The sequence below is a fragment of the Bradyrhizobium sp. genome, assembly GCF_036009065.1.
GTDB lineage: Bacteria > Pseudomonadota > Alphaproteobacteria > Rhizobiales > Xanthobacteraceae > Bradyrhizobium.
The window spans coordinates 1-21213 of sequence record NZ_DASYMN010000162.1; the positions used below are offsets into that span (position 1 = coordinate 1).

Sequence of the window (21213 nt, forward strand, 5' to 3'; positions counted from 1 at the left end):
AAAGACCGCCGGTATCCCGCCTCAGATTCTTCCACTTGGTCACACAGGAAGCACTGATCTGAAGCTCCTCGGCGATCGAGCGAACCGTCTCGCCAGCGTCAGCACGCGCCAGAGCGCGTTCGCGAATATCTTCCGAATAGGTTCGCGTCATCCATGCTGGCCCCCTGTTCCCAGCATGAAGTTTGAATCAGAAATCCGCTCCAATTGGAATCCCGATTCTGGTAAAAAACAACATGCTCTAGAACAGTCGGATCGCCCCGACGCTCAGTTCACCTCTCCCCGCCGGGGAGAGGTGAGAAGGAGCCGCTTCAACCTGCATTCATCAACCTCTAGCCCGGCAAGAACATCGCGAACGGCTCCTCGGTGGTGCGCCGCAGGTGCTGGCGATACGCGGCGTAATTGGCATCGGCAACCGAAATCCGTCCGAACGTCGGACCTGCGATCGCCTTGATCGGCAACAACGCGATGGGCGCCGCGATCGGCGTCAGTTGCGAGCCGCGTCCCGCAAGCAGCGTCGTGATGATGCCGTACATTTCGCCGCTGATGGTCGGCCGCGAGACGGTGATCAGGCGATGCTGTCCGTGGCGGTTGGTGACGAGATAGATGTGGCCCGACTGGTTCGGTACCGCGACCTCGCCGAACTGGGTATAGGCCGCGTCCTGCCGTTCCGACTCGCGAAAGGCGAGGCACGGCGCCGCGGCATCCCATAGAATTTCGGTGCGATAGGCGTAGATCGCGTCCTTGTCGCCGAACGAAGGCCGCATGGTCAGATAGTCGCCTTCGAGCCACGACACCGAACGCCGCGAATAGGCGCCGAGGCCGTCAACCGCGATATCGCCATTGGTCGATGGTGCTGCGGCCGGCACATCCTCTCCCTTGCGCAAGGAGACGCCGAGCGCCTGTTCGAGCCGCACCATGGTCGCGAGCGTGAAGGCGCGGCGGCCGCCGAGCACCTTCTCCAATGTCGAGAGGCTGAGTCTCGCCTGCTCGGCCAAATGCTGCCGCGAGATGCGGCGGCGTGCGATTTCCTCGCGAATGGTCGTTGCCACGTGCCGGCTTTGCTCGGCGGAAAGCTGCTCGTCCCGCGTCGGCATCCTCACCCCACTTTCCGAATCCGCGCCAGTCTAGCAGACGCACAATTCAGCACAAAACCGCACAAATCCGGTTCTGCGGGGCGCGCAGCAACGGCCGGCGGCTGAACAATGCCGATCATTGTGCTCGCGGAAAGGCACCGCGCTCCGCACTGTTGCGGGCAATGAAACCGCCCTCGGGAGCCAGCGAAATGACCATATGCCAAGGTGTTGAGAACGTCGGCGGATCGCGCCTGCCGCGGTTCGCGAGGCTGCTGTTGTTCGTCCTCGTGCAAGGCGTCGCCGTACTGCTGGTTGGATTTGCGGCATTGTTCTTGAGTTTCGAGCCGGTGTGGTCGGCGGAAGGCCTGGCCGCAACTTTTGCCAGACAAAGCGAGGTGCGCTCCGGCTCCCTGCTGCTGAAGATCGATGGCGACGGCACTGCCGACGCGACGCGGCTGGGCATCGATGTCGATCTCACCATATCGGGGCCGACGGTCCGCGCCCGCGTCACGCAGATTTTCCGGAATCCGACGCAGAACTGGGTGGAGGCGACCTACGTCTATCCGCTGCCCGAAGGCGGCGGGGTCGATACCCTGAAGATGGTGATCGGCGACCGCGTCGTGATCGGCAAGATCAAGGAACGGCAGCAGGCCCGCATCATCTACGAACAGGCCAGGCAGAACGGGCAGAAGGCGGCACTGACCGAGCAGCAGCGGCCGAACATGTTCACCAACGCGGTCGCCAATATCGGTCCCGGCGAAACGGTGCTGGTGCAGATCGAATATCAGGAGCCGGTGCGCCAGTCGGGCGACGAATTTTCGCTCCGCGTGCCGATGGTGGTCGGCCCGCGCTACAATCAGGCGCCGGTGGTGCAGAGCGTCTATTTTCGCCCGGGCGGCGGCGGATGGGGCGCGACCTCAACCGACCCGGTGCCGGATCGCGACCGCATCTCGCCGCCGGTGCTCGATCCGGCGCAAAACGGCCCCGTAAACCCGACGCAGATCACCGTGCGCCTGCAGGCCGGTTTCCCGCTCGGCGAGGTCAGGAGTCACCATCATCAGGTGAAGGTCGAAAGCCCGGACAGCGATACCCGCGTCATCAAGCTCGCGGACGGCCCGGTGCCTGCGAACGGCGATTTCGAGCTGAGCTGGAAAGCCGCGGCCGAAAAAGCGCCGTCGGTCGGGCTGTTCCGCGAGCATGTCGGCGAAGCCGACTATCTGTTGGCGTTCGTCACGCCGCCCTCGATCGAGCAGGCCGAGCAGCAGCCAATGCCGCGCGAGGTGATCTTCGTGATCGACAATTCCGGTTCGATGGGCGGCACCTCGATCGTGCAGGCAAAGGCGAGCCTCGGTTACGCGCTTGGCCGCCTGCAGCCCAATGACCGCTTCAACGTGATCCGCTTCGATCACACCATGGACGTGCTGTTCCCGTCATCGGCGCCTGCCGACGCCGAACACATCGCCAGCGCCAAATCGTTCGTCGATGCGCTGCGCGCCGCCGGCGGCACCGAGATGGTGCCGGCGATGCGCGCGGCACTGACCGATACGGCGGCCGGCGACGCCAACACCGTACGTCAGGTGGTGTTCCTGACCGACGGCGCGATCGGCAACGAGCAGCAACTGTTCGATACCATCACCACGATGCGCGGCCGCTCGCGGGTGTTCATGGTCGGCATCGGCTCGGCGCCGAACACTTTTCTGATGACCCGCGCCGCCGAACTCGGGCGCGGCAGCTTCACCCACATCGGCTCGGTCGAGCAGGTCGAGGAGCGCATGCGCGGCCTGTTCGGCAAACTGGAAAAACCCGTGGTGACCGGCCTCTCGGCAAAATTCTCCGATGTCCAAGCGGACATGACGCCGGCGGCGATCCCGGATCTTTATCGCGGCGAGCCGCTGGTTCTGGCGGCGCGGCTCGACAGGCTGGCAGGCTCGGTCGAAATCAAGGGCCGCATCGGCGACCGGCCGTGGGTGGTGACGCTGCCGCTTGCGGGCGCCGCCGAGGGCAAGGGCCTGTCCAAGCTCTGGGCGCGGCGCATGATCACCGATGCGGAGGTTGCCCGCACCTTGCGGAAGATCACGCCGGCGGACGCCGACAATGCGATCCTGAGACTGGCGCTGGACCATCAGCTCGTGACCCGGCTGACCGGCCTCGTCGCGGTCGACAAGACGCCGAGCCGTCCCGACGGCGAACCGCTCAAACTCACCGAACTGCCGCTCAATTTGCCAGCGGGCTGGGAGTTTGCAAAAGTGTTCGGCGAGCGCCAGCGGCCGCTGCCGTCGCCCGCGACGCCGCAGCTACAACCAGGCGAGCGGCGGGCCGACACCGATCAGACGCGGATTCAGGTCGCGGAAGCAAAGCCCACGCTCCCTGCCCTTGCCCCCGCGCCCAGCACCGTCATGCTGCCGCAGACAGCGACCGATTCCGAGCTGAAGATGATCGCCGGTTCGATCCTGCTAACGCTCAGCCTGATCCTGTTCGTGTTCAACCGGCGTCGGAGCTTCGCCCACTGACGCCGGATGAAAGGAGGAGTGCGCCCCAACCTCCTCCGCACCGCGCGCGCGGCCTCCCCGTCCACCCAGGGCCGCGCGCGCAACTCTCTCGAGAAGCAATTATATGACTCGCTTCGTTGCAGCTTTGGTATTCGTGCTCGCCGGTCTCGTGTTGTTCGGCCAGGGCGCTTACATCCACGCCAAGGCGCTGCTCGCGCAGGTGCTGCTGCAGCGCGCCTTCGCCGCGACCATTGCCGGCGGCCACTACGTAAAACCCTGGTCATGGGCGGATACCTGGCCGATCGCGCGGATCGAGGTGAAGCGGCTCCATGCCAGCGCCATCGTGCTGGCCGGAAGCAGCGGCCAGGCGCTGGCCTTCGGTCCGGGTCACGTCGAGCTGACACCCGATGCCGGCGAGCGCGGCGTGGCGGTCTATTCCGCGCATCGAGATACGCATTTCCGTTTTCTCAGGGATGTCGCGATCGGCGACGAGATCGCGGTCACGCGCAGCGACGGCAGGACGTTCCGCTATCGCGCGGACGCAAGCTCCGTGGTGCGTTTCGACGCCTCGGGCATCGACCCGCTGGCCGATCGATACGAACTGGTGCTGTCGACCTGCTGGCCATTCAATGCCGCGATGCCAGGCCCGATGCGCTATCTCCTGCACGCCACGCTGATCGAGGATGTTCCGGCATAGCCGATGAACATCCGCCCCGAAGTTCGTGGAGACCGGTCACCGCTCTCGTCCTAGCCCGGAATGAACGCGGTGCCGGTCGCATCGGTGATCATGTGCACCGGCGCGCCGTAGAGCGCTTCCAGCCGCTCGCGCGTCAAGATCTGTTGCACCGGACCCTCGGCGATGCGCTCTCCGCCGCGCAGCAGATAGGCGCGGTCGGCGGCGCGCAGCGCATGATTGGGATCGTGGGTGGTGAAGAGCACGCCGAGGCCGGAGCTTGCCAGCGCGCGGATCTCGCGCATGACCTTGCCCTGATTGCCGAAGTCGAGATTGGCGGTCGGCTCGTCCAGCACGATGAATTGCGGCTCCTGCGCCAGCGCGCGCGCCAGCAGCACCAGTTGCCGCTCGCCGCCCGAGATCATGGTGTAGGGGCGCTCCGCAAGCTCAGCGATTCCGAGCCGATCGAGCATAGTGGCGGCAACCTCGCGGTCCTTCGTCGTCGGCCGGGCGAACAGGTCGCCATGCGCGGTGCGACCCATCAGCACCACTGCTTCCACTGAAAATGCAAAGGTTGCGACGTGGGTCTGCGGCACATAGGCGATCAGCCGCGCCCGTTCCCGGATTGACCGCGACGACAGTGCGGCGCCGTCGAGCCGGACCTCGCCCGCTTTCGGCGCCAGCAGCCCGAGCAGCGTCTTGAGCAGCGTGGTCTTGCCGCCGCCATTGGGTCCCAGCAGCGCCAGCACCTCGCCCTTCTCCAGTTTGACATCGAGGCCGGCGCCGACAACACGGTCCTGATAGCCGATGGTGAGCCGATGTCCTTCGAGGATCATGACCAGTTCTTTTGCACGCTGGCGAGCAGCCAGATAAAGAACGGCGTGCCGATCAGCGCGGTCAGAATACCGAGCGGGATTTCGACTTGCGCCATGGTGCGCGCCAGCGTGTCGATCAGCAGCAGGTAGCCGCCGCCCAGGATCGCAGATGCCGGCAACAGCCGCGCAAAATCCGGGCCGACCAGCGACCTTGCCAGATGCGGCACCACCAGCCCGACCCAGCCGATGATCCCTGCGGTTGCAACGCTCGCGGATGTCACCAGCGTTGCCGCCGCGACGATGGCGATGCGCAGCGGCCCGGTGGCGACGCCGAGCGCGCGTGCCTCCTCCTCCGGCAGCGACATCACATTCATCCGCCAGCGCAATGCGACCAGCACGGCGGCGCCGATCGCGACGGGGCCGAACAGCGGAGCCAAGTCCGAGACCCCGGTCGCGGACAGGCTGCCCAGCAGCCAGAACGTCATCGCGGGAAGCTGGTTGTACGGATCGGCCAGGTACTTTACGAGGCCAACGCCAGCGCCGAACAGCGACCCGACCACGACGCCGGTCAATACCAGCACCAGGATCGGATCGCGCGAACGCGCCGACGCGCCGATCACATAGACGACCCCGACGGCGATCAGGCCGCCGAGAAAGGCGACGGCCTGGACCGCGAACACGCTGAGCGAAAGATAGATGCCGACGACGGCGCCAAGCGCCGCGCCCGACGATGCTCCCAAAATGTCGGGAGAGACCAGCGGATTGCGAAACAGTCCCTGAAACGCGGTCCCGGCGACCGCGAGCGCGGCGCCGACCAGCATCGCCGCGATCACGCGCGGCCCGCGCACCTGCCAGATCACGCTTTCGACCGCCGGCGACACGTCGGCACGGTGACCGGCAAGCTTCGCAGTGAGAACGCTCATGAGATCGCCGAGCGACACCGGATAGCGGCCGACGATCAAGGCCAGCATGAGTCCCGCGATCAGGATCGCGATCGCGATCGAAAATCCGGGCACGGCGGATCGGGCATTCCTCATCCGGTGAAGGCTATCAATCCCTGCCCGCAAGTACATGGGCGATTTTTGCCGACGGCGAATGCCGGCTGGACGATTTGTCGTCGGACCGGCTTAAAGCTTGCAATTACTCCAGCACTTCACAAACGCCGAGTAGTGTTGCGTCCGGTCGGTGATCAACCGGGAATTTTTCGCCGAACATCGGAAGACCGCTGCGCGATTGTTCTTTCGTGGCCTCGTCCTGGATGACGTCCCAGTGCTCCGTGAGCACCCCATCCTCGATACGCACGATGTCAGCGGCGACCCAGCCCGCCGGCAGGCCGAAACCGCTGAATCGCCCATGGAGAACGACGAAGTCACCAGTCGCCGCCGCAATGTGGTTCTCGTAGCGCAGCGTCGCGGGCAAGGTCTTGACCAAGACAAAGAGTCCGTCGCGGCCGGGCGGAATATGTGCGCTGTGCTGGATCTAACGCGGAGACCAGAAGCGCTCGGCGGAAGCGTAGTCGCGCTTGTTGAAAAGGGTGTCAAAGGCGTTGAGGACACTTTGAACGCGGCTGTCTTCGCTGAACTTGATCATGACGGTGCTCCCTTGTCATGGCTTGCCAGTATCGGAAGATACTGCGCCGTGACATCGATGACGGTCTTCGGAAGTTGCATTCTCCGCACCTTAATCGAACGACGTGCTCGCCAGTTTCCCGGAAACATCCCAAAGCCTGGCGGCCGCTGCCGCATCTCGCGCCTGCGGCATGATCAGCGCGCGCGCCGGTGCTCCTCGCAGTTCGTCAAATCCTCCCGGTCCGTAATAGGCGCCCGGCCTTGCCTCCGGGCTCGTTGCCGCAAACAGGATCGGTCGGGCACCGTCCGCCGCGGAATGACCGAACAATGGAGCCGCGAAATCGGTCGCAAGAGAAAGAAGACCGCCCGGACCTCTGGCGAACAGGTTGGTTCTGGCAAATCCGGGATGGGCCGCGTTACTGGTCAGGTTCCAGCCTGCCGCGTCACTCCGCCGTTGCAGTTCAAGCGCGAACATCAACGTTGCGAGCTTCGATTGCCCATATGCTTTCCATGGCGAGTACACCCGTGCGCCCTGCAGATCATCGAAATCGATGAACCCGGTGCGGTGCGCCAGGCTGCTGACGCTGACGACCCTCGGTCCGCTTGCCCGGCGCAACAGCGGCATCAGCCGCGCCGTGAGAGCGAAATGACCCAAGTGGTTTGTTCCAAACTGCATCTCAAAGCCATCCGCCGTGGTTTGCCGGCGTGGCAGCGCCATGACTCCCGCATTGTTTATCAGGAGATCAAGGGACTGCCGGGTGCGCATCCACTGCGCAAAGTCGGCGACCGAGGCAAGGCTGGCCAAATCGAGATGTTGGTAGGTTACCTTCGCGCCGGCCACCTCGCGGCTGATCTTCTCGATTGCCGTTTGCCCTTTCCGATCGTCGCGGCCGGTCAGAATGACCTCCGAACCGGCCTTGGCCAGGGCCAGGGCCAGGGCCGTCTCGTAACCGAGACCGCCCGTAGCCCCCGTGACAACAGCCGTTCTCCCGAGTTGCGAGGGGATTCCAGTCTGTGTCGAACCAGCCATGAAAGAACCTGCTCAAGAGATCAAGTCACTTCGCAAGCGCGGCGTTACTGCCGGACCAGCGGGATCTGCAGATTGGTCGGGCGATTCTGCTCCGTATCAAAGCCGCGGCCGTCAATATTGCGCGCGCCCCAGAATAGCAGCTCGCCTCTGAGGTAGACGAGGTCGTATTCCATGAAGTTGGCCCCTTCCTTGAGACCGAAGGGAGCAAAGCTCTTGCCGAATATCTTCTGCGGCGCGTTGACCGTCCAGGGACCATATCCAGCCGACGCGACCCTGTTGAGCACATCGGCAAATCCCTGGGCGAGGGGAGTGACCTCGTAGCTCTCATCGGCCACGAAGTCGACCTTCTGCGCGCCCGGAGCGATCGGATGCGGGCCCTGCCACAGCATGTGTCCGCCGATCTTGATCCGCGCGAGCGGCACGGCACCGTAAGGGTCGGCTGAGTTGACGATCTCCAGTTCGAACCGGTCGGATGGCAGGTATTTGAAGGCGCGCTTCAGATAGAACGGCTTGAGCGAGCCGTCGGCATTCTTGCTGGCGCTCGGCCGCAATTCTGGAGCGATGCTTTCCCAGTTTCCGAGCATCGCCCGTTTGATTTTCGCTACGTCTGCTTCCACGCCGCTTGCTCCCGGTTGATTGCCGGGGGACTGCGCCGCGGCGTCGCCAAATCCTGTCATCACCAGAAGGAACAACAGCGACGTTCTGAGGCCTTTAAACATGCGCATGCTCCAGTGGGCTCAACGCGCGAGCCGAGTTGGACGGATCGAGGCCGCGATACGACCTGCCTGTCAGGCAGACCCCGCCCACGTTGCTTTTTGCTTATAGAACCCGCTGGTCGGCCTGAAAAAGACTTTGTAGGCTGGGCCCATGCCTGCCAGACATGGGAGTTTTGGGATGGAGCTTCGGCATCTCCGCTACTTCATCGCCGTCGCTGATGCGGGTAGCTTGACGGTCGCCGCCGAGCAAAAGCTCCACACTTCCCAGCCATCTCTCAGCCGGCAAATCCGGGATCTCGAACGGGAAGTCGGCGTTCAACTGATGGATCGTGGCGCTCACGGTGTTGAGTTGACGCCGGCCGGAAAGGCTTTTCTGGACCATGCACGCATGGCGCTGCTTCAAGCGGAAGCAGCCAAGGAAGCAGCGCGGCGCGCAGCTCAACCGGCGAGACCTATATTCGCGCTTGGCTTTATGTCGGGGGCCGAAATCGGCTTGTTGCCTGAGGTGAACCGCGTCCTTCGAGACGAGTTTCCCGGCATCGAAATCCGCCTGTCGAGTGATTACTCTCCCGTGCTCGCCAAAGCCCTGATGAGGCGCAAGCTTGATGCGGCCTTCATGCGACGGGAAGAGCATATGGGAGATCTGGGCTTCAGGCGCGTACGTACGGACCCGTTGGTTTTTGTTTTTCCGAGCGACCACCGCTTGGCATCGCAAGCGGCCGTCGCGCCGCAAGAGGTCGGCAACGAGACTTTCTATCTTCCGTCCAAGGCCGCCCCTGCGGTGCGCCGCGTCGTCCTGGAGTATTTCAACCGAGCCGGCATCGATCTCAAGCCGGAACATGAAGTGCACAATGTCGTCCATGCAATATCAATGATCACATCGACGCGCGCGGTCATGATGTTGCCGGCTTACACAAAACGTTATCTGCCGGGGTCAATAACCACCCGTCCGGTGAAGGGGGAAGTGCCCACGCTCGACCTGATCATCGCTTACCATAAGGCGAACAACTCACCGATCTTGAAGCTGCTGCTCTCCAGAGTCGGCAAGCTGGCTGAAGCGCCTTGCTAGGGAAGGCAGCCGCGCGTCCGGCAAGCAGCATCTGGAAGAGTACCTCAACGTCAAGGCGGTCTGGATCAGGACGGGCAGGCATCGCGGAGGGACGGAAGCGAGTTTAGCCCGGATTGCCGGGCGGCTATCAATCCCTGCCCGCAATTACATGTTCGATTTGATCAGATGTCGGCGTCACATGATAGAAACGGGTATAAAAATCCTGCGTCAGCGCTCGCAGGTCTTCCGGAAAACGTTCCGGATAAAGGATTTTGGCGAGCCACCATAGCCCGATCAGGCGGTTCACGGATGGCGGAAATCCACCCAGCCGAACGGCATTTTTGGCGACAGATGCACCCGGTTGTCGCGCACCGCCTTGACGGACGCCCAGGAGGGGTCGTTTCGCACCGTGGCTGCGAATTCCTGGTCGATGGTGATGACGACATCGGGATTCCAGACCAGGATCTGCTCGATCGAAACATTGGCGAGACCGCCTTGTGTTCCCCTGCGACATTGCGGGCGATCAACTCGATGGTCTCGACATTGATCGCGCCGCCGAGCCCGGTCGCAAGCCTCTCGGCCCCCGCGCATAATAGACCTTCGGCCGCTCGTTGGCTGCGACCGGCTCGATGCGTCCGGTAATGGTCTTGAGCGTATCCTCGGTAGTGCGCGCGAGCTTCTCCGCATCCCCAGGCCGGCCGATCAGCGCGCCGAGCGTGCGGTAGGCGCCGGCGATCCCGGCGAAGCGGCCATCCAGCAACGCGTAGGGAATGCCGGTCTGCTGCTGCACGCGATCCGCCAGCGAGACGAAGGTGGCGCTGGTCGAGCCGACGTCGAGAATGAGATCGGGTTTTAACGCCAGCACCGTTTCCAGGTTCGCGGTGTTGCCGCGTCCGGTGATGCGCCCGACTTCCGGCCGGGTGCAGATCTCCGGCAGCATGTAGACGCACTCTTCGCTCCGGTTGGCGCGCGGCCAGCCGATCAGCAGTTCCGGCGCCACGGTGTAAAGCAGGATCGCGGCGGGCGGTCCGGCGGGAAACACGCGCGCCACCCTTGCGGGAACCGGCACGCTACGCCCCGCGGCATCCTTTTCGGTCTGCGCGCATGCGCGGCGCGGCGCGATCAGCGCCGCCGAAAGACCCGCGATCAAAGTGCGGCGGTCGATCAATCGACGCCCACCATCACGTCGCTCGCCTTGATCACGGCGATCGCCGGCTTGCCTTTGGCGAGCTTGAGTTCATCGACCGCCTCGTTGGTGATCGAAGCGGTCACGATAATCCCGTCGCCGATATCGATCCGGATATGCGACGTAGTGGCGCCGTTGAGGACGTCGACGATGGTGCCGTTGAGCTGGTTGCGCGCACCGAGTTTCATTGAAAATCTCCTTCTCTCATTTTCTCAGAGCCACACATTCGGCCGTCATCCTGAGGAGCCGCGCGCGCTTGCGCGGCGTCTCGAAGGATGGCCGCGGGCGTTTGTGGCCCATCCTTCGAGGCTCGCCGAAGACGGCGAGCACCTCAGGATGACGGCAGCAAGCGTAGCCCGCATGAGCGCAGCGATATGCGGGTCCGCCGCGATCAGTCCCGCTTACATCTGTCCCCGCCAATCCCACATATCGCTTCGCTCATGCGGGCTACGGTGCTCCTTTGCTATTCTGTCATATTGGGCGCCGAAAATCCGTAGGCCGCAAGGATGCGCTGTCCCTCGGTCGACAGAATGAACGGGGCGAACTGGTAGGCCCCAGGCAGAGCATCGGCCATGACGGTCAAGCCATAATCTGCGCTGACCGCCAGGGCATCGCGGGCGCCGGTGCAATAGGCCAGGAAAATGTCGGCGCGGCCTTCGGCCGGCGATCTCGTCCCTGAGCAAACCCGACGCACCGAACTTTAGCTGCACCTTGAGGGACGACGATTTCTCGAACGTCCGGCTCACTTCGGTCCCGTCCCGCGCAGCTGCCGGCCGCATGCAGGAGGACTGCGTCCGCTGCGATCACTGGCCTCACGGGCAAACCGGTGATCGTGGCAAACACCAATAGCGCGCGCATCATCGTCGGCGGCGCTATGCCAGCTTTACGTTCTTAAGCGGCAGACTGCGCATCGGCTTGCCGGTTGCCGCAAAAACTGCGTTAAGCACGGCTGGCGCAACGACGCAGATTGTCGGCTCCCCAACCCCGCCCCAGAAATCATAGGTCGGCACAATCACCGTTTCGACCTTCGGCATCTCGGCAAGACGCAAAATCTCATAACTGTCGAAGTTGAGATTGGTCATGCGCCCGTTCTCGATCGGCATTTCACCGTAGAGCGTGGCGCTGAGACCGTAGGCCACCGATCCTTCGACCTGCGCAGCGATCTGGCTGGGATTGACGGCATGGCCGCAATTCAGCGCCAGCACCATGCGATGGATCTTCAGCTTGCCCTGCGGACTCACCGAAACCTCGGCGACCGCAGCCGAATAGCTGCCGTAGCCCATGAACTGCGCGATGCCGCGATGCACGCCTGCCGGCAGCGGCTTACCCCAATCACCCTTCTCGGCCGCGGCATTGAGCACGCCGAGATGCTTGGGATACTCCTTCATGAGCGCGCGGCGAAACTCGAGCGGGTCTTTGCCTGCGGCCTTCGCCGCCTCGTCCATGAAACATTCCATATAGACGCCGTTCTGATTGGTATTGACCCCGCGCCAGGGCCCGACCGGAACATGCGTGTTGCGCATCGCATACTCGATCAGCAGATTGGGCACGCTGTAGCCAAGCTGTGCGTCGCCGGGTGTCGCCGAGTAGCCCTGCAACTGGCGCATATCCTTGCCATCGACAATGGCATTCGGATTGAGCCTTGCATTGATCGACTGGCCCGAGACGCGAACGTGCAGGCCTACAAGATTGCCTCCGGCATCAAGTCCGGCCAACAACTTGCACTGCGAGATCGGCCGGTAGAAGTCGTGCGCCTGATCCTCCTCTCTGCTCCAGATCAACTTGACCGGAACGTCGGGGAATTGCTTGGCGATCTCGACCGCCTTGTGGACATAGTCCTGCGTGCCGCCGCGCCGGCCGAAGCCGCCGCCGAGGTCATGCCGGTGCACTTCACATCTATCAAGCGGAATGCCGGAAGATTCGGACAAGGCTGCCAGCGACGCTTCCAGATTTTGCGTCGGAACCCAGGCATCGGCCTTGTCCGCCGAGAGTTTTACGGTGCAGTTCATCACCTCCATGCAGGCGTGCGCGAGGAAGGGCGTCGAGTAGATCGCATCGACCCTGGTCGCAGCTTCCCCGATCGCCTTCAGCGCGTCGCCGTTCCGCCGCTCGCCGTTGGTGGCGGTTGCGGTGAGGCCGTCCTTGAGGATCTCGGCGATCGCAGCGCTTGATTGCGAGGCGTTCGGCCCCTCGTCCCAGACCACCGGGAGCGCATCGAGCGCCTTCTTGGCCTGCCACCAGGTATCAGCGACGACCGCAACGGCGGTCTCCTTCACCCGCACCACCTTCTTCACGCCGGGCATGCCGGCGATTCTGCTCTCGTCGTAACTCTTGAGCTTGCCGCCATATACCGGGCAGTCCTTGATTGCCGCGTTGAGCATGCCCGGCAGCTTCACATCGATGGCGAAGACCTTGCTGCCGTCGAGTTTGTCGGCGGTGTCGAGCCGCTTGAGCGGCTTGCCGGCAATCTTCCAGTCCTTTGGATCCTTAAGCTTGATAGACTTGGGATCCGGCGGCGTGAGCCTGGCGGCGCTGGCCGCGACCTCACCATAACGGATTGAACGCTTGCTCGCCCCGTGGGTAATGACGCCGTCGGATACGGTCAGTTCGCCAACCGGGACATTCCATTGGTCGGCGGCAGCTCGAAGCAGCATCAAGCGAGCTGCAGCACCTCCACGCCGCACATAATCCTCCGACGTACGTATGCCGCGGCTGCCGCCCGTGCCCATTTCACCCCAGGCGCGCTTGCTCGCGAGGTTACGGCCCGGCGAGATTCCCTCGGTCGCCACCTTGTTCCAGTCGCACTCCAGTTCCTCGGCAACGAGCTGCGCAAGGCCGGTGAGCGTGCCCTGCCCCATCTCCGAGCGCGCGATGCGGATCACGCAGGTGTCGTCGGGCTGGATCGCGACCCAGATGTTGATTTCGGTCGCAGCGCCCTGTGCCTGCGCAGCATCGACGCCGAACGGCACCTTCAATCCGAGCGCCAGACCGCCGCCCGCTACGGCCGCCGAGCCGACGATGAACTTGCGGCGCGAGAGTTTTGCATTTTTTGCAAGGACCAACCTTGTCATGGCTAACCTCCCGAGGTGCTGCGGCCGGTGGTGCCCACGCCGGCGGCCAGATGAACCGCCTGACGGATGCGCTGGTAGGTGCCGCATCGGCAGATATTGGTCATCGCTTCATCGATGTCCTGGTCGGTCGGCTTGGGGTTTTTCTTCAGCAGCGCCGCGGCCGCCATGATCTGCCCGGACTGGCAATAGCCGCATTGCGGAACGTCGACCGAGGCCCACGCCCTTTGCACGGGATGCGATGAACCGATTGACAACCCTTCGACGGTGACGATCATGTCGGTGGGCTTCACGTCGCCCACGGGAATCGAACAGGATCGCTGCAGCTCGTCGTTGATGTGAACGGAGCAGGCGCCGCACTGGGCAATTCCGCAGCCGTACTTGGTGCCGGTCAGGCCGATCTGCTCGCGAATAACCCAAAGAAGGGGCGTGTCTGCCTCGACCGACACATCTCTTACCACTCCGTTGATATTCAGTTTTGCCATGAGTTTCCTCCGTCAATTCAGCAAAGTATACCTGCCTGACGGGCGTTTGCCTACAACGGCCTGTCCAGATGCCCAGCGCGGCATCACCCACGGATTGCCTGCGGCAATTTGCACTCGATCACCTTCTCGCTACGCCTGGTCAGTTTCTCGGCGACGCCGTTGAGCATCAGCTTGCCGGCCGTAGCGGAGCCGTCAACTTCGGCCGCGAACATGGCACGGCAGCGATCGAGAATCGTGTCGCCGGCACCAATAGATGAGCGAATCGTTACTCGCACCGGTCCAAATGGTAAGACACTAGCGCTCAAGCTGGACGGCAAGTATTCCACGTGCCTGCGCGACAGTCAGCGCCTTGGCTACTCTCCAGATTCCGCCAAACGCTACTGCGATGCGAGGCCGCTCAAAAAATAAGCACGAATGGATCCACCGCAAATTGTCATTTCCGACAAACTTCGTTTCCGGTGGATTGGGGGGTTGCCTCTGTACTCAAGTGTCGCCTGGTCCGGCTGCCGGTCCCCGCCGATCCTAGTCCAGCGCGCGCGACACCGCTGGTTTACCGTTCTGCCACAGCAGCGGCGAGATTTGATCGGCGACCCGTGCTGCCTCGATGCGGCCGACAATCACGTCGTGACTGCCATAGGCGAAGCTGCCGTCAAGACGGCAGAGAAGCGTCGCCTGGCCGTCAACCAGACAGGGCAGGCCATCGATATTCTCCCATTGTCCATATCGGAAACGCGCGGCGCCTTTTTCTTGGCCGCTGAAGATTGGAATGAGATTTGCCTGTCTTGCTTCCAGCAAGTTGACCGAGAACCGTTTACGAGACATCAGCGGCCCGAAAATGCTCGCGGCGCGGCTCAGGCAGGCGACGATCGCCGGTGGATCGGAGCACAGCGAGTTGACCGTCGTCGCGACCATTCCCACATAGTCGCCGTCGCCGTCGCCGACGGTGGCTATGATGGAAACGGTCGATGTCAGGCGGCGCATCGCCTTGCGAAAGTCGGTATAGATCGTGCCTGGATCGCGCGCCAAATTGGGAGCGGAGGAGGCAACGCCATTGCCGCCGGAGGCGGTCCTCTTCAGCATATCCGAAGCCGATGCATTTCGGTACCAACTGCGGACCCCTCAGTATCCATTACCCACCTGTCGTCATTTGTTGCCGAATGTAACAAACCCGATGCCGATCACATGTCATCGGTAACTATGATGCGCGCTGCGATTTCGGATGACCGCCATTGACGTGACCGCGGACTCGGTCTCTTCGCTCGGAGGGGAAAGATGGAACATTTTGTTCGCGATTGCCCGCGAGCGCCATAAGCGGCAGGGTCTTGATGCCGCGCCACGTTAGCGACTCGGCAATCTTGCCCAGCAAACGCGCGCGATCGAGCGAGGCCTGATTGATCTCGATCTCAATGGCCAGCGCCGGCACGTTTTCGACCGGCTGGGGAAAACCAAGCGGACGAATCACAAAACCCGCTTCCTGAAACCGCGACAGCCAAGACATTTCGATCACTGCCGTGACGCGAACAATCCCGACGCACAGGCAGAATTCTTGCACCGCGGCCAAGAGTTCGAAATAGGTTCGTCCGCAACGGTATTCTTTTACGACAAAAAAGCGCGACCACTCGAATATGTCGGGCGCGCTCGGTATAGGACCACGTGTCACCAGATGGGGGAAAATCTCGCTAATCATGTGCGGGCGCATGGTCGGAAACAGCCTGTGGCCGCCGACGACGCGACTGCCGTCCATAGCAAGCATGTAGATCGTATCCGCCGTATCATATGCATCGGATTCTCGTCCATCTGGATGTAGCAGCGTCCGCCAACCACGCTCCTCAACGAAAATTTTGTGACGGACGAGATGATGCTCTTCGATCGCATTCACATAGTGTCGCCTGTTCGCGGCCGTTACCACATGGATCATAACGCTCCCTCCTTTGCGCAAATTTGAGAGTGCGCCATGTGCGCCATGGCAGAATGACGCTTGCGCTCGCTGATCCAAATGGCAAAGGGTGGTAATTGACGGCCACAATAGCTACCACGGAATTTCGTGACGCCGGATAGCTTCCGCGACCGCTTGGGTCTTATTTGAAGCATTCAGCTTGCGCGCGGCCGAAGCGGCGTGCTTGTTCACCGTATCTTTGGCGATGCCGAGAATGCAACTTACTTCCCAAGCGGATTTCCCGGCCGCTGTCCAGGCGATCACTTCGCGCTCACGGGAGGTTAGTCGGCGGGCGGCCGACAGCGGAAGCGGCTCCGGGTCGCGTCGCACCTTGTTGAGGGCGTAGACCGACATCAAATGTAAACTGGCTTTTGCCAGAGGCGGCAAATCGATTTTTTCGCCGCCCATGGAAACGCACCAATCGCGCCCGAACAGACCGTGGACGGGGACACACAACCCCCGTTTCATTCCGAATGCGCTCGCGGCATTCATGATCTCGGAAGCCCGCGGCTGCTTGTCGGGATCGTAACGGGCTTCACGCCACTCGAACGGCTCGACGCTCAACCGACAAAGCCGGCCCACCGGGTCGTCCAAGATATAGTTCTCCTGCGTATAGATTCGGAACCACTCTTCCGGCCAGTGCTTCAGCAGGATCTTTTGCTCGAAGCGCTCCGTGAGATCGGGCAGTCCCGTCAGGATGGACGTGGTATATCCATAGCGTTTGAGGGCAGCATGAAACAGGTCAATGATTTCCGCTGGCTCCGATACCAACTGAATACGATCGATAAAATCGAAGGCATCGCGGCCATAGTCTAACGTCACTTTAGTCTCCACCCAACCGGTATGTTTTTTTGCTTGGCTGCTGGATTGATGCAGTGGATCCTGTGTCGGATTCGGTAGTCTAAGTCGTTCTCTCCTTAATCGATAAACCTGCCGGAATTCACGGACGCAAATCGTTACGCGAACCTGAGCGTGTCGAGAAAGTCGGTAACGTTCGATCGAGGCTGTGAAAGCTATCTCGCGATCGTCCTGCGATCGCGCTCAAGGCGTCACGGAAATGCAGCAACTGGCGACGTCGCGAGAAATAGAAGCGCGCGCACCATGCGTCGGAGAATTTGGTCATAGATGCTGTCCTTATCCGGAGACAAAAATCACCAAACAGTAAATCACCTCAGGGTAGAGTGGCCATAGTCTATTCCGGCAGCGGGCTAATCGCTAGTGCGCCCCACCCCGCCTATCGCTGCGTTGCAACCAGAGGGCGCTGCGCCGCAACCAGATCAGTCAAACATCAAAATGTGTTCGAAATATTGGCGCGGCGATGTGCAAGATGGGACAGCGAACGATGGCAAGAGTTGGGGGGTTGGCTGCCGAACCCAAATCCTCTACCTCTCGTTGAATAGTCAATTAACTACCGATAGTTGCAACGGGCATGGTCATGAGTATTCGGCGCAGCACATCAGTGGCAGAGGGAAGCCCTCCCGGAACGTCCAAAGGCGTGTGGACCGACGCAGAGGCCTACGAGCTCTATATCGGTCGTTGGGGCCGACTCGCCGCACGCAAGTTTGTCACCTGGCTGGCGCCTCCGTCCAATTTGAAGTGGCTTGATGTCGGCTGTGGAACCGGCGCGCTGGGTGAAGCGATCCTTGGAACGTCGCCCGAATCGGTCACCGCCGTGGATAGATCCGAGAGTTATCTTCAGCTGGCTGACAAGATGCTCGCCGGAACGGGCGTGAGATTCACCATCGGCGACGCGCAGGACCTGCAATTCCCGGACGGCGCGTTCGACGTCGTCGCGTCGGCTTCGATGTTGAACTTTCTTGCCGATCCATCCCTGGCGGCAAAGGAGATGTGTCGAGTGACGCGCCCGCGCGGCCAGGTGGCCGCCTACATCTGGGATTATGCTGAGGGCATGCAGTTTCTGCGCGCGATTTGGTCCGTTGCGTTTAAACTGGATCCGAATGCGATCCGCCACGACGAAGGTTATCGTTCACCAATTCGGTCGGTCGACGACATGGAGAAGTTGTTCGCGGCGTGCGGCCTTGATCAGATCGAGACCCGGAAGATTCAGATTCCTACGCGCTTTGCTGATTTCGATGCCTATTGGCAACCTTTCCTCGGCGCGCAGGGGACGGTCTCAAGCTATGTCTGCAGACTTGACGCACAGCTTCGCCAAGAACTGCGCGAGGGGGTGCGCCGTACGATTCCGACGGCCTCGGATGGGAGCATTTCGTTGACTGCGCAGGCCCTTGCGGTGAGGGGCAGGTGCCCATGACGGCAGGCCCATCGGTGTGCCGTCGGAAGTCCCCTCGGTTTTGCGCGGTGCGCGATCACGGCGCGATTCTTGTTCGATCGAGGGTTCGACGTCCTTGCACCGGAGCGAAGAGGGATCAGAGAGCACCGAAACGTGCGTCAAGCGGCCTTCGGGGCCAGCCTTATGCATGCGCGGCGTTACAGATAGCCTTGGGAGACAGCCTTGGGAGAACGCGATGAACAGAGCAGGTCTCAGCGAGTTGAACGCGACGATCACCATCACCGGAGGGGCTGATCCGCTTCCCGAGGAATTGTCGCCCTCCAAGCCGGCATCGCGGAGCGGGCAGGCGCGAGCCATTGTCGACGATGCGGACGCAATCGCGGCTGCTGAAAGGCTTGCGGCGAAGATGGCACGTGACGCCGCCGATCGCGACCGCAATCGTCGCCTGCCCTACGATGAGATGAAGTTGTTCGCGGAAGGCGGGCTCCTGGGAGCGAGCATTCCAAAGCGATGGGGAGGCCCGGAGGTGTCGATTACGACGCTGGGTACCATCATGCGGACCATTGCGGCCGCGGACCCCAACATTGCGCAGATACCGAAGAACCATTTTCTTGCGATCGACATCATGTTGCTGAACGGGGCAGACGCACAGAAGAAGGTGCTGTTCGACGAGATTCTGAACGGCGCATTGATTGGTCACGCCGCGTCCGAACGTGGCACCAAGAACGTGCTCGAGATCAAAACGCGCCTGACGAAGAACGGCGCGGGCCTGAAGCTGAACGGCGAGAAATTCTATACCACCGGAGCGCTTTACTGCGACTGGATCGCGGTCAGCGCAATCGACGACGCCGGCCGCTACGTCTTGGCTTTTGTGCCGCGCCATCAGCAGGGCGTCACGATTATCGACGATTGGTCGGGCTTCGGTCAGCGAACGACGGCAAGCGGGACCGGCAAATTCAACGACGTTCTCGTGGATCCTGAGCGCGTCGTTTCTCTTGAGGACGCTTACGTCAAGCCGACCCTGGCAGGCCCGGTGTCACAGTATCTGCATGCGTGCATCGATGCCGGGATAGCGGGGGCCGCGATCAATGAGGCAATGCAGTTCGTCAATACCAAGTCGCGTCCCTGGGCAGACAGCGGCGTCAGTCGTGCCTGCGAGGATCCTTATATCATCAGCGCCGTCGGCGATCTGAAGATTCGGCTGTTCGCCGCCGAGGCATCGCTGGAAAAAGCCGGCCGCCGTCTCGATGAGATCGCTGCGGCGGTGCCGAGCGAGGACGACGTTGCGGTGGCGTCCGTGAACGTCGCGATCGTCAAGGTGCTTACAACCGAGCTGGCTATTCTCGCCACCAACAAGATGTTCGAATTGTCCGGCGCGAGCGCTACCTTGGCGACATACAATCTCGACCGGCATTGGAGAAACGCACGCACACACACGCTGCACGATCCGGTCCGCTGGAAGTACAATGTGGTTGGCGATTTCTACCTTAACTGCGTCAATCCGAGGCGTCATAACTACGTGTAGTCAGATCTGGTGGCGTCGGCATCGCGGAGCCCACTGCAAGAAAATGCGAGAACAACATGATGCACTATCAATGCGTCGGGATTGGCGTGGGGCCGTCGAATCTAAGCTTGGCATCACTACTGCATAACCACGCAGACGTCAGCAATATTTTCATTGATAAGAAGCCGAAGTTCTCCTGGCATGATGGGATGCGATTTCCTGAAGCCAATCTCCAGGTAGCCATCTTCAAGGATCTGGTGACGCTGGCCGACCCGACCAGCAGCTTCTCGTTCATTTCTTATCTGCATTCCCAGGGAAAGATATACCACTTTCTCAACGCGCAGTTCGAAAGCGTGCCGCGCCGCGAATTCTCGAACTATTTGGAATGGGCCTGCGAAAAGAACGACAATATTCATTTCGCCGAAGAGGTGGAGCGCGTCGGGTTCAACGGCGTTTTCACCATCGAAACCACGCGCCGGCGCATCATGGCCGACAACCTCAGCGTCGGCGTCGGCATCGAGCCGAAAATACCGCCGTTTGCGCGCCACTGCACGGATGGTACCAGCTTCCACGTCGCCAATTTTATTCCGAATGCGAGTAAGTGCGACGACAAGCGTATTGTCGTCGTTGGCGGTGGACAGTCGGGAGCCGAAGCGGTGCTTGCGCTGATCTGCGAAAACCACGGTCACGCCCCTCGACAGGTTTGCTGGATTTCGTCGCGCGATAACTTTCTTCCGTTGGATAATTCGTGCTTTACCAACGACTATTTTACGCCGAGCCATTCGGATTATTTCTTTGAGCAGAGCCCCCAGAACAAGGCGAAATTTGTCCAACGCAACATTCTGGCCAGCGATGGCATCTCGGAGCGGTTGTTGCGGCAAATATATCAGCGGATTTATACTTTGCGTTTCATCGATGCGTCGCCACCCGACGTCGCGCTGATGCCTGACCGCGTCGTGGTGCAAAGCGCTCACGACGGCCTGCAGTGGAAGTTGGTCGTGGATCACCGGGCGACCGGGACAAGGGAAATCGTGAGCGCCGATATCGTGATCTGGGCGACGGGGTTTCGCCCGGCGCGGATGGACTTCCTTGCACCGATCCTGTCACGCCTTGAACGGCACAATGATGAATTTCTGATAGACGATGATTTCGCGGCCGTTTGGGATGGCCCACCGGGTCGTTGTATCTTCGTGCTCAATGCCGCGCGCAGCCAGCGCGGTCTTGCGGATCCAAACCTGAGCCTGACGGCGTGGCGAAGCCAACGGATCATTGATCGCCTTCGCGGCCTACGTAATGCCGGCATCGTTCAGATTCCCTCATTCATTACCTGGGCGGGGACATCGGCGGCGCAGGAACGCAGGGCGGTTTGAG

Annotated in this window: 22 protein-coding genes; 6 read left to right on the top strand and 16 right to left on the bottom strand. The window is 61.7% G+C overall.

Going from position 1 to position 21213, the window contains the following annotated elements; genetic code table 11:
• Positions 1-151, bottom strand: a 151-nt coding sequence (locus VGP39_RS28145; protein ID WP_414644619.1) for a helix-turn-helix domain-containing protein, incomplete at its 3' end; no start/stop codon positions are given.
• 178 nt (positions 152-329) lie between these two features.
• A complete protein-coding gene (locus tag VGP39_RS09670; RefSeq protein WP_327567885.1) occupies positions 330-1094 on the bottom strand; it encodes a helix-turn-helix transcriptional regulator in 765 nt (254 codons plus the stop codon).
• A gap of 188 nt (positions 1095-1282) precedes the next feature.
• Between VGP39_RS09670 and VGP39_RS09675 the strand changes: the two genes are divergently transcribed.
• Together VGP39_RS09675 and VGP39_RS09680 are read left to right on the top strand one after the other, a co-directional pair.
• Entirely contained in the window at positions 1283-3583 is a 2301-nt protein-coding gene (locus VGP39_RS09675) for a marine proteobacterial sortase target protein (RefSeq protein ID WP_327567886.1), read from the top strand.
• Between the two features lie 103 nt (positions 3584-3686).
• Positions 3687-4259: a class GN sortase gene (locus VGP39_RS09680; RefSeq protein WP_327567887.1), complete on the top strand. Its 573-nt coding sequence runs from the start codon at positions 3687-3689 to the stop codon at positions 4257-4259.
• A gap of 50 nt (positions 4260-4309) precedes the next feature.
• On the opposite strand, the gene VGP39_RS09685 is transcribed toward VGP39_RS09680, so the two are convergent.
• From VGP39_RS09685 to VGP39_RS09705, 5 genes are all read right to left on the bottom strand, one after another.
• Positions 4310-5071, bottom strand: coding sequence for an ABC transporter ATP-binding protein (locus VGP39_RS09685; protein WP_327567888.1), 762 nt, complete (start codon positions 5069-5071; stop codon positions 4310-4312).
• A complete protein-coding gene (locus VGP39_RS09690; protein ID WP_327567889.1) occupies positions 5068-6087 on the bottom strand; it encodes an iron ABC transporter permease in 1020 nt (339 codons plus the stop codon). Before VGP39_RS09690 ends, VGP39_RS09685 begins: the two co-directional genes overlap by 4 nt.
• 103 nt (positions 6088-6190) lie before the next feature.
• Positions 6191-6481, bottom strand: coding sequence for a hypothetical protein (locus VGP39_RS09695; RefSeq protein ID WP_327567890.1), 291 nt, complete (start codon positions 6479-6481; stop codon positions 6191-6193).
• A gap of 249 nt (positions 6482-6730) precedes the next feature.
• Entirely contained in the window at positions 6731-7648 is a 918-nt protein-coding gene (locus tag VGP39_RS09700) for an SDR family oxidoreductase (protein WP_327567891.1), read from the bottom strand.
• A gap of 44 nt (positions 7649-7692) precedes the next feature.
• Positions 7693-8367 (bottom strand): hypothetical protein, encoded by a 675-nt coding sequence (locus VGP39_RS09705; protein WP_327567892.1) that lies wholly within the window; start codon positions 8365-8367, stop codon positions 7693-7695.
• Positions 8368-8542: 175 nt separating this feature from the next.
• Here VGP39_RS09705 and VGP39_RS09710 point away from each other — a divergent pair, with 175 nt between their 5' ends.
• Positions 8543-9433: a LysR family transcriptional regulator gene (locus tag VGP39_RS09710; protein ID WP_327567893.1), complete on the top strand. Its 891-nt coding sequence runs from the start codon at positions 8543-8545 to the stop codon at positions 9431-9433.
• A gap of 127 nt (positions 9434-9560) precedes the next feature.
• Here the strand turns inward: VGP39_RS09710 and VGP39_RS09715 are convergent, their stop codons facing one another.
• The 9 genes from VGP39_RS09715 to VGP39_RS09755 form a co-directional block, all read right to left on the bottom strand.
• On the bottom strand, positions 9561-9719 hold the full coding sequence (locus tag VGP39_RS09715; protein ID WP_327567894.1) for a hypothetical protein: 159 nt from the start codon (positions 9717-9719) through the stop codon (positions 9561-9563).
• Between the two features lie 216 nt (positions 9720-9935).
• The gene (locus VGP39_RS09720) at positions 9936-10580 is read right to left on the bottom strand and encodes a hypothetical protein (protein WP_327567895.1); all 645 of its coding nucleotides are present in this window, start codon (positions 10578-10580) and stop codon (positions 9936-9938) included.
• Positions 10577-10786, bottom strand: coding sequence for a TOBE domain-containing protein (locus VGP39_RS09725; protein WP_327567896.1), 210 nt, complete (start codon positions 10784-10786; stop codon positions 10577-10579). Before VGP39_RS09725 ends, VGP39_RS09720 begins: the two co-directional genes overlap by 4 nt.
• Positions 10787-11470: 684 nt before the next feature.
• Positions 11471-13669 (bottom strand): xanthine dehydrogenase family protein molybdopterin-binding subunit, encoded by a 2199-nt coding sequence (locus VGP39_RS09730; protein WP_327567897.1) that lies wholly within the window; start codon positions 13667-13669, stop codon positions 11471-11473.
• 2 nt (positions 13670-13671) lie between these two features.
• Positions 13672-14151 (bottom strand): (2Fe-2S)-binding protein, encoded by a 480-nt coding sequence (locus tag VGP39_RS09735; protein WP_327567898.1) that lies wholly within the window; start codon positions 14149-14151, stop codon positions 13672-13674.
• An 83-nt stretch (positions 14152-14234) separates the two neighbouring features.
• A complete protein-coding gene (locus VGP39_RS09740; RefSeq protein WP_327567899.1) occupies positions 14235-14363 on the bottom strand; it encodes a hypothetical protein in 129 nt (42 codons plus the stop codon).
• A 310-nt stretch (positions 14364-14673) separates the two neighbouring features.
• Complete coding sequence (locus VGP39_RS09745) at positions 14674-15231, bottom strand: flavin reductase family protein (RefSeq protein WP_327567900.1); 558 nt, start codon at positions 15229-15231, stop codon at positions 14674-14676.
• Between the two features lie 115 nt (positions 15232-15346).
• Positions 15347-16069 carry an acyl-homoserine-lactone synthase gene (locus VGP39_RS09750; RefSeq protein ID WP_327567901.1) on the bottom strand — a complete coding sequence of 241 codons (723 nt, stop codon included), beginning with the start codon at positions 16067-16069 and terminating at the stop codon, positions 15347-15349.
• A 111-nt stretch (positions 16070-16180) separates the two neighbouring features.
• Positions 16181-16909, bottom strand: coding sequence for a LuxR family transcriptional regulator (locus tag VGP39_RS09755; RefSeq protein ID WP_327567902.1), 729 nt, complete (start codon positions 16907-16909; stop codon positions 16181-16183).
• Between the two features lie 673 nt (positions 16910-17582).
• On the opposite strand from VGP39_RS09755, the gene VGP39_RS09760 reads away from it, so the two are divergent.
• From VGP39_RS09760 to VGP39_RS09770, 3 genes are read left to right on the top strand one after another with little or no spacing between them, the layout of a single operon-like run.
• Positions 17583-18359, top strand: coding sequence for a class I SAM-dependent methyltransferase (locus VGP39_RS09760; protein ID WP_327567903.1), 777 nt, complete (start codon positions 17583-17585; stop codon positions 18357-18359).
• A 16-nt stretch (positions 18360-18375) separates the two neighbouring features.
• Positions 18376-19863 (top strand): SfnB family sulfur acquisition oxidoreductase, encoded by a 1488-nt coding sequence (locus VGP39_RS09765; protein WP_327567904.1) that lies wholly within the window; start codon positions 18376-18378, stop codon positions 19861-19863.
• A gap of 56 nt (positions 19864-19919) precedes the next feature.
• Positions 19920-21212, top strand: coding sequence for a lysine N(6)-hydroxylase/L-ornithine N(5)-oxygenase family protein (locus VGP39_RS09770; protein ID WP_327567905.1), 1293 nt, complete (start codon positions 19920-19922; stop codon positions 21210-21212).
• Position 21213 lies beyond the last annotated feature (1 nt).

Coding starts and splice junctions, on each gene's coding strand:
- VGP39_RS09670 (WP_327567885.1), bottom strand. CDS start 1,094: ATGCCGACGCGGGACGAGCAGCTTTCCGCCGAGCAAAGCCGGCACGTG.
- VGP39_RS09675 (WP_327567886.1), top strand. CDS start 1,283: ATGACCATATGCCAAGGTGTTGAGAACGTCGGCGGATCGCGCCTGCCG.
- VGP39_RS09680 (WP_327567887.1), top strand. CDS start 3,687: ATGACTCGCTTCGTTGCAGCTTTGGTATTCGTGCTCGCCGGTCTCGTG.
- VGP39_RS09685 (WP_327567888.1), bottom strand. CDS start 5,071: ATGATCCTCGAAGGACATCGGCTCACCATCGGCTATCAGGACCGTGTT.
- VGP39_RS09690 (WP_327567889.1), bottom strand. CDS start 6,087: ATGAGGAATGCCCGATCCGCCGTGCCCGGATTTTCGATCGCGATCGCG.
- VGP39_RS09700 (WP_327567891.1), bottom strand. CDS start 7,648: ATGGCTGGTTCGACACAGACTGGAATCCCCTCGCAACTCGGGAGAACG.
- VGP39_RS09705 (WP_327567892.1), bottom strand. CDS start 8,367: ATGTTTAAAGGCCTCAGAACGTCGCTGTTGTTCCTTCTGGTGATGACA.
- VGP39_RS09710 (WP_327567893.1), top strand. CDS start 8,543: ATGGAGCTTCGGCATCTCCGCTACTTCATCGCCGTCGCTGATGCGGGT.
- VGP39_RS09725 (WP_327567896.1), bottom strand. CDS start 10,786: ATGAAACTCGGTGCGCGCAACCAGCTCAACGGCACCATCGTCGACGTC.
- VGP39_RS09730 (WP_327567897.1), bottom strand. CDS start 13,669: ATGACAAGGTTGGTCCTTGCAAAAAATGCAAAACTCTCGCGCCGCAAG.
- VGP39_RS09735 (WP_327567898.1), bottom strand. CDS start 14,151: ATGGCAAAACTGAATATCAACGGAGTGGTAAGAGATGTGTCGGTCGAG.
- VGP39_RS09740 (WP_327567899.1), bottom strand. CDS start 14,363: ATGTTCGCGGCCGAAGTTGACGGCTCCGCTACGGCCGGCAAGCTGATG.
- VGP39_RS09745 (WP_327567900.1), bottom strand. CDS start 15,231: ATGCTGAAGAGGACCGCCTCCGGCGGCAATGGCGTTGCCTCCTCCGCT.
- VGP39_RS09750 (WP_327567901.1), bottom strand. CDS start 16,069: ATGATCCATGTGGTAACGGCCGCGAACAGGCGACACTATGTGAATGCG.
- VGP39_RS09770 (WP_327567905.1), top strand. CDS start 19,920: ATGATGCACTATCAATGCGTCGGGATTGGCGTGGGGCCGTCGAATCTA.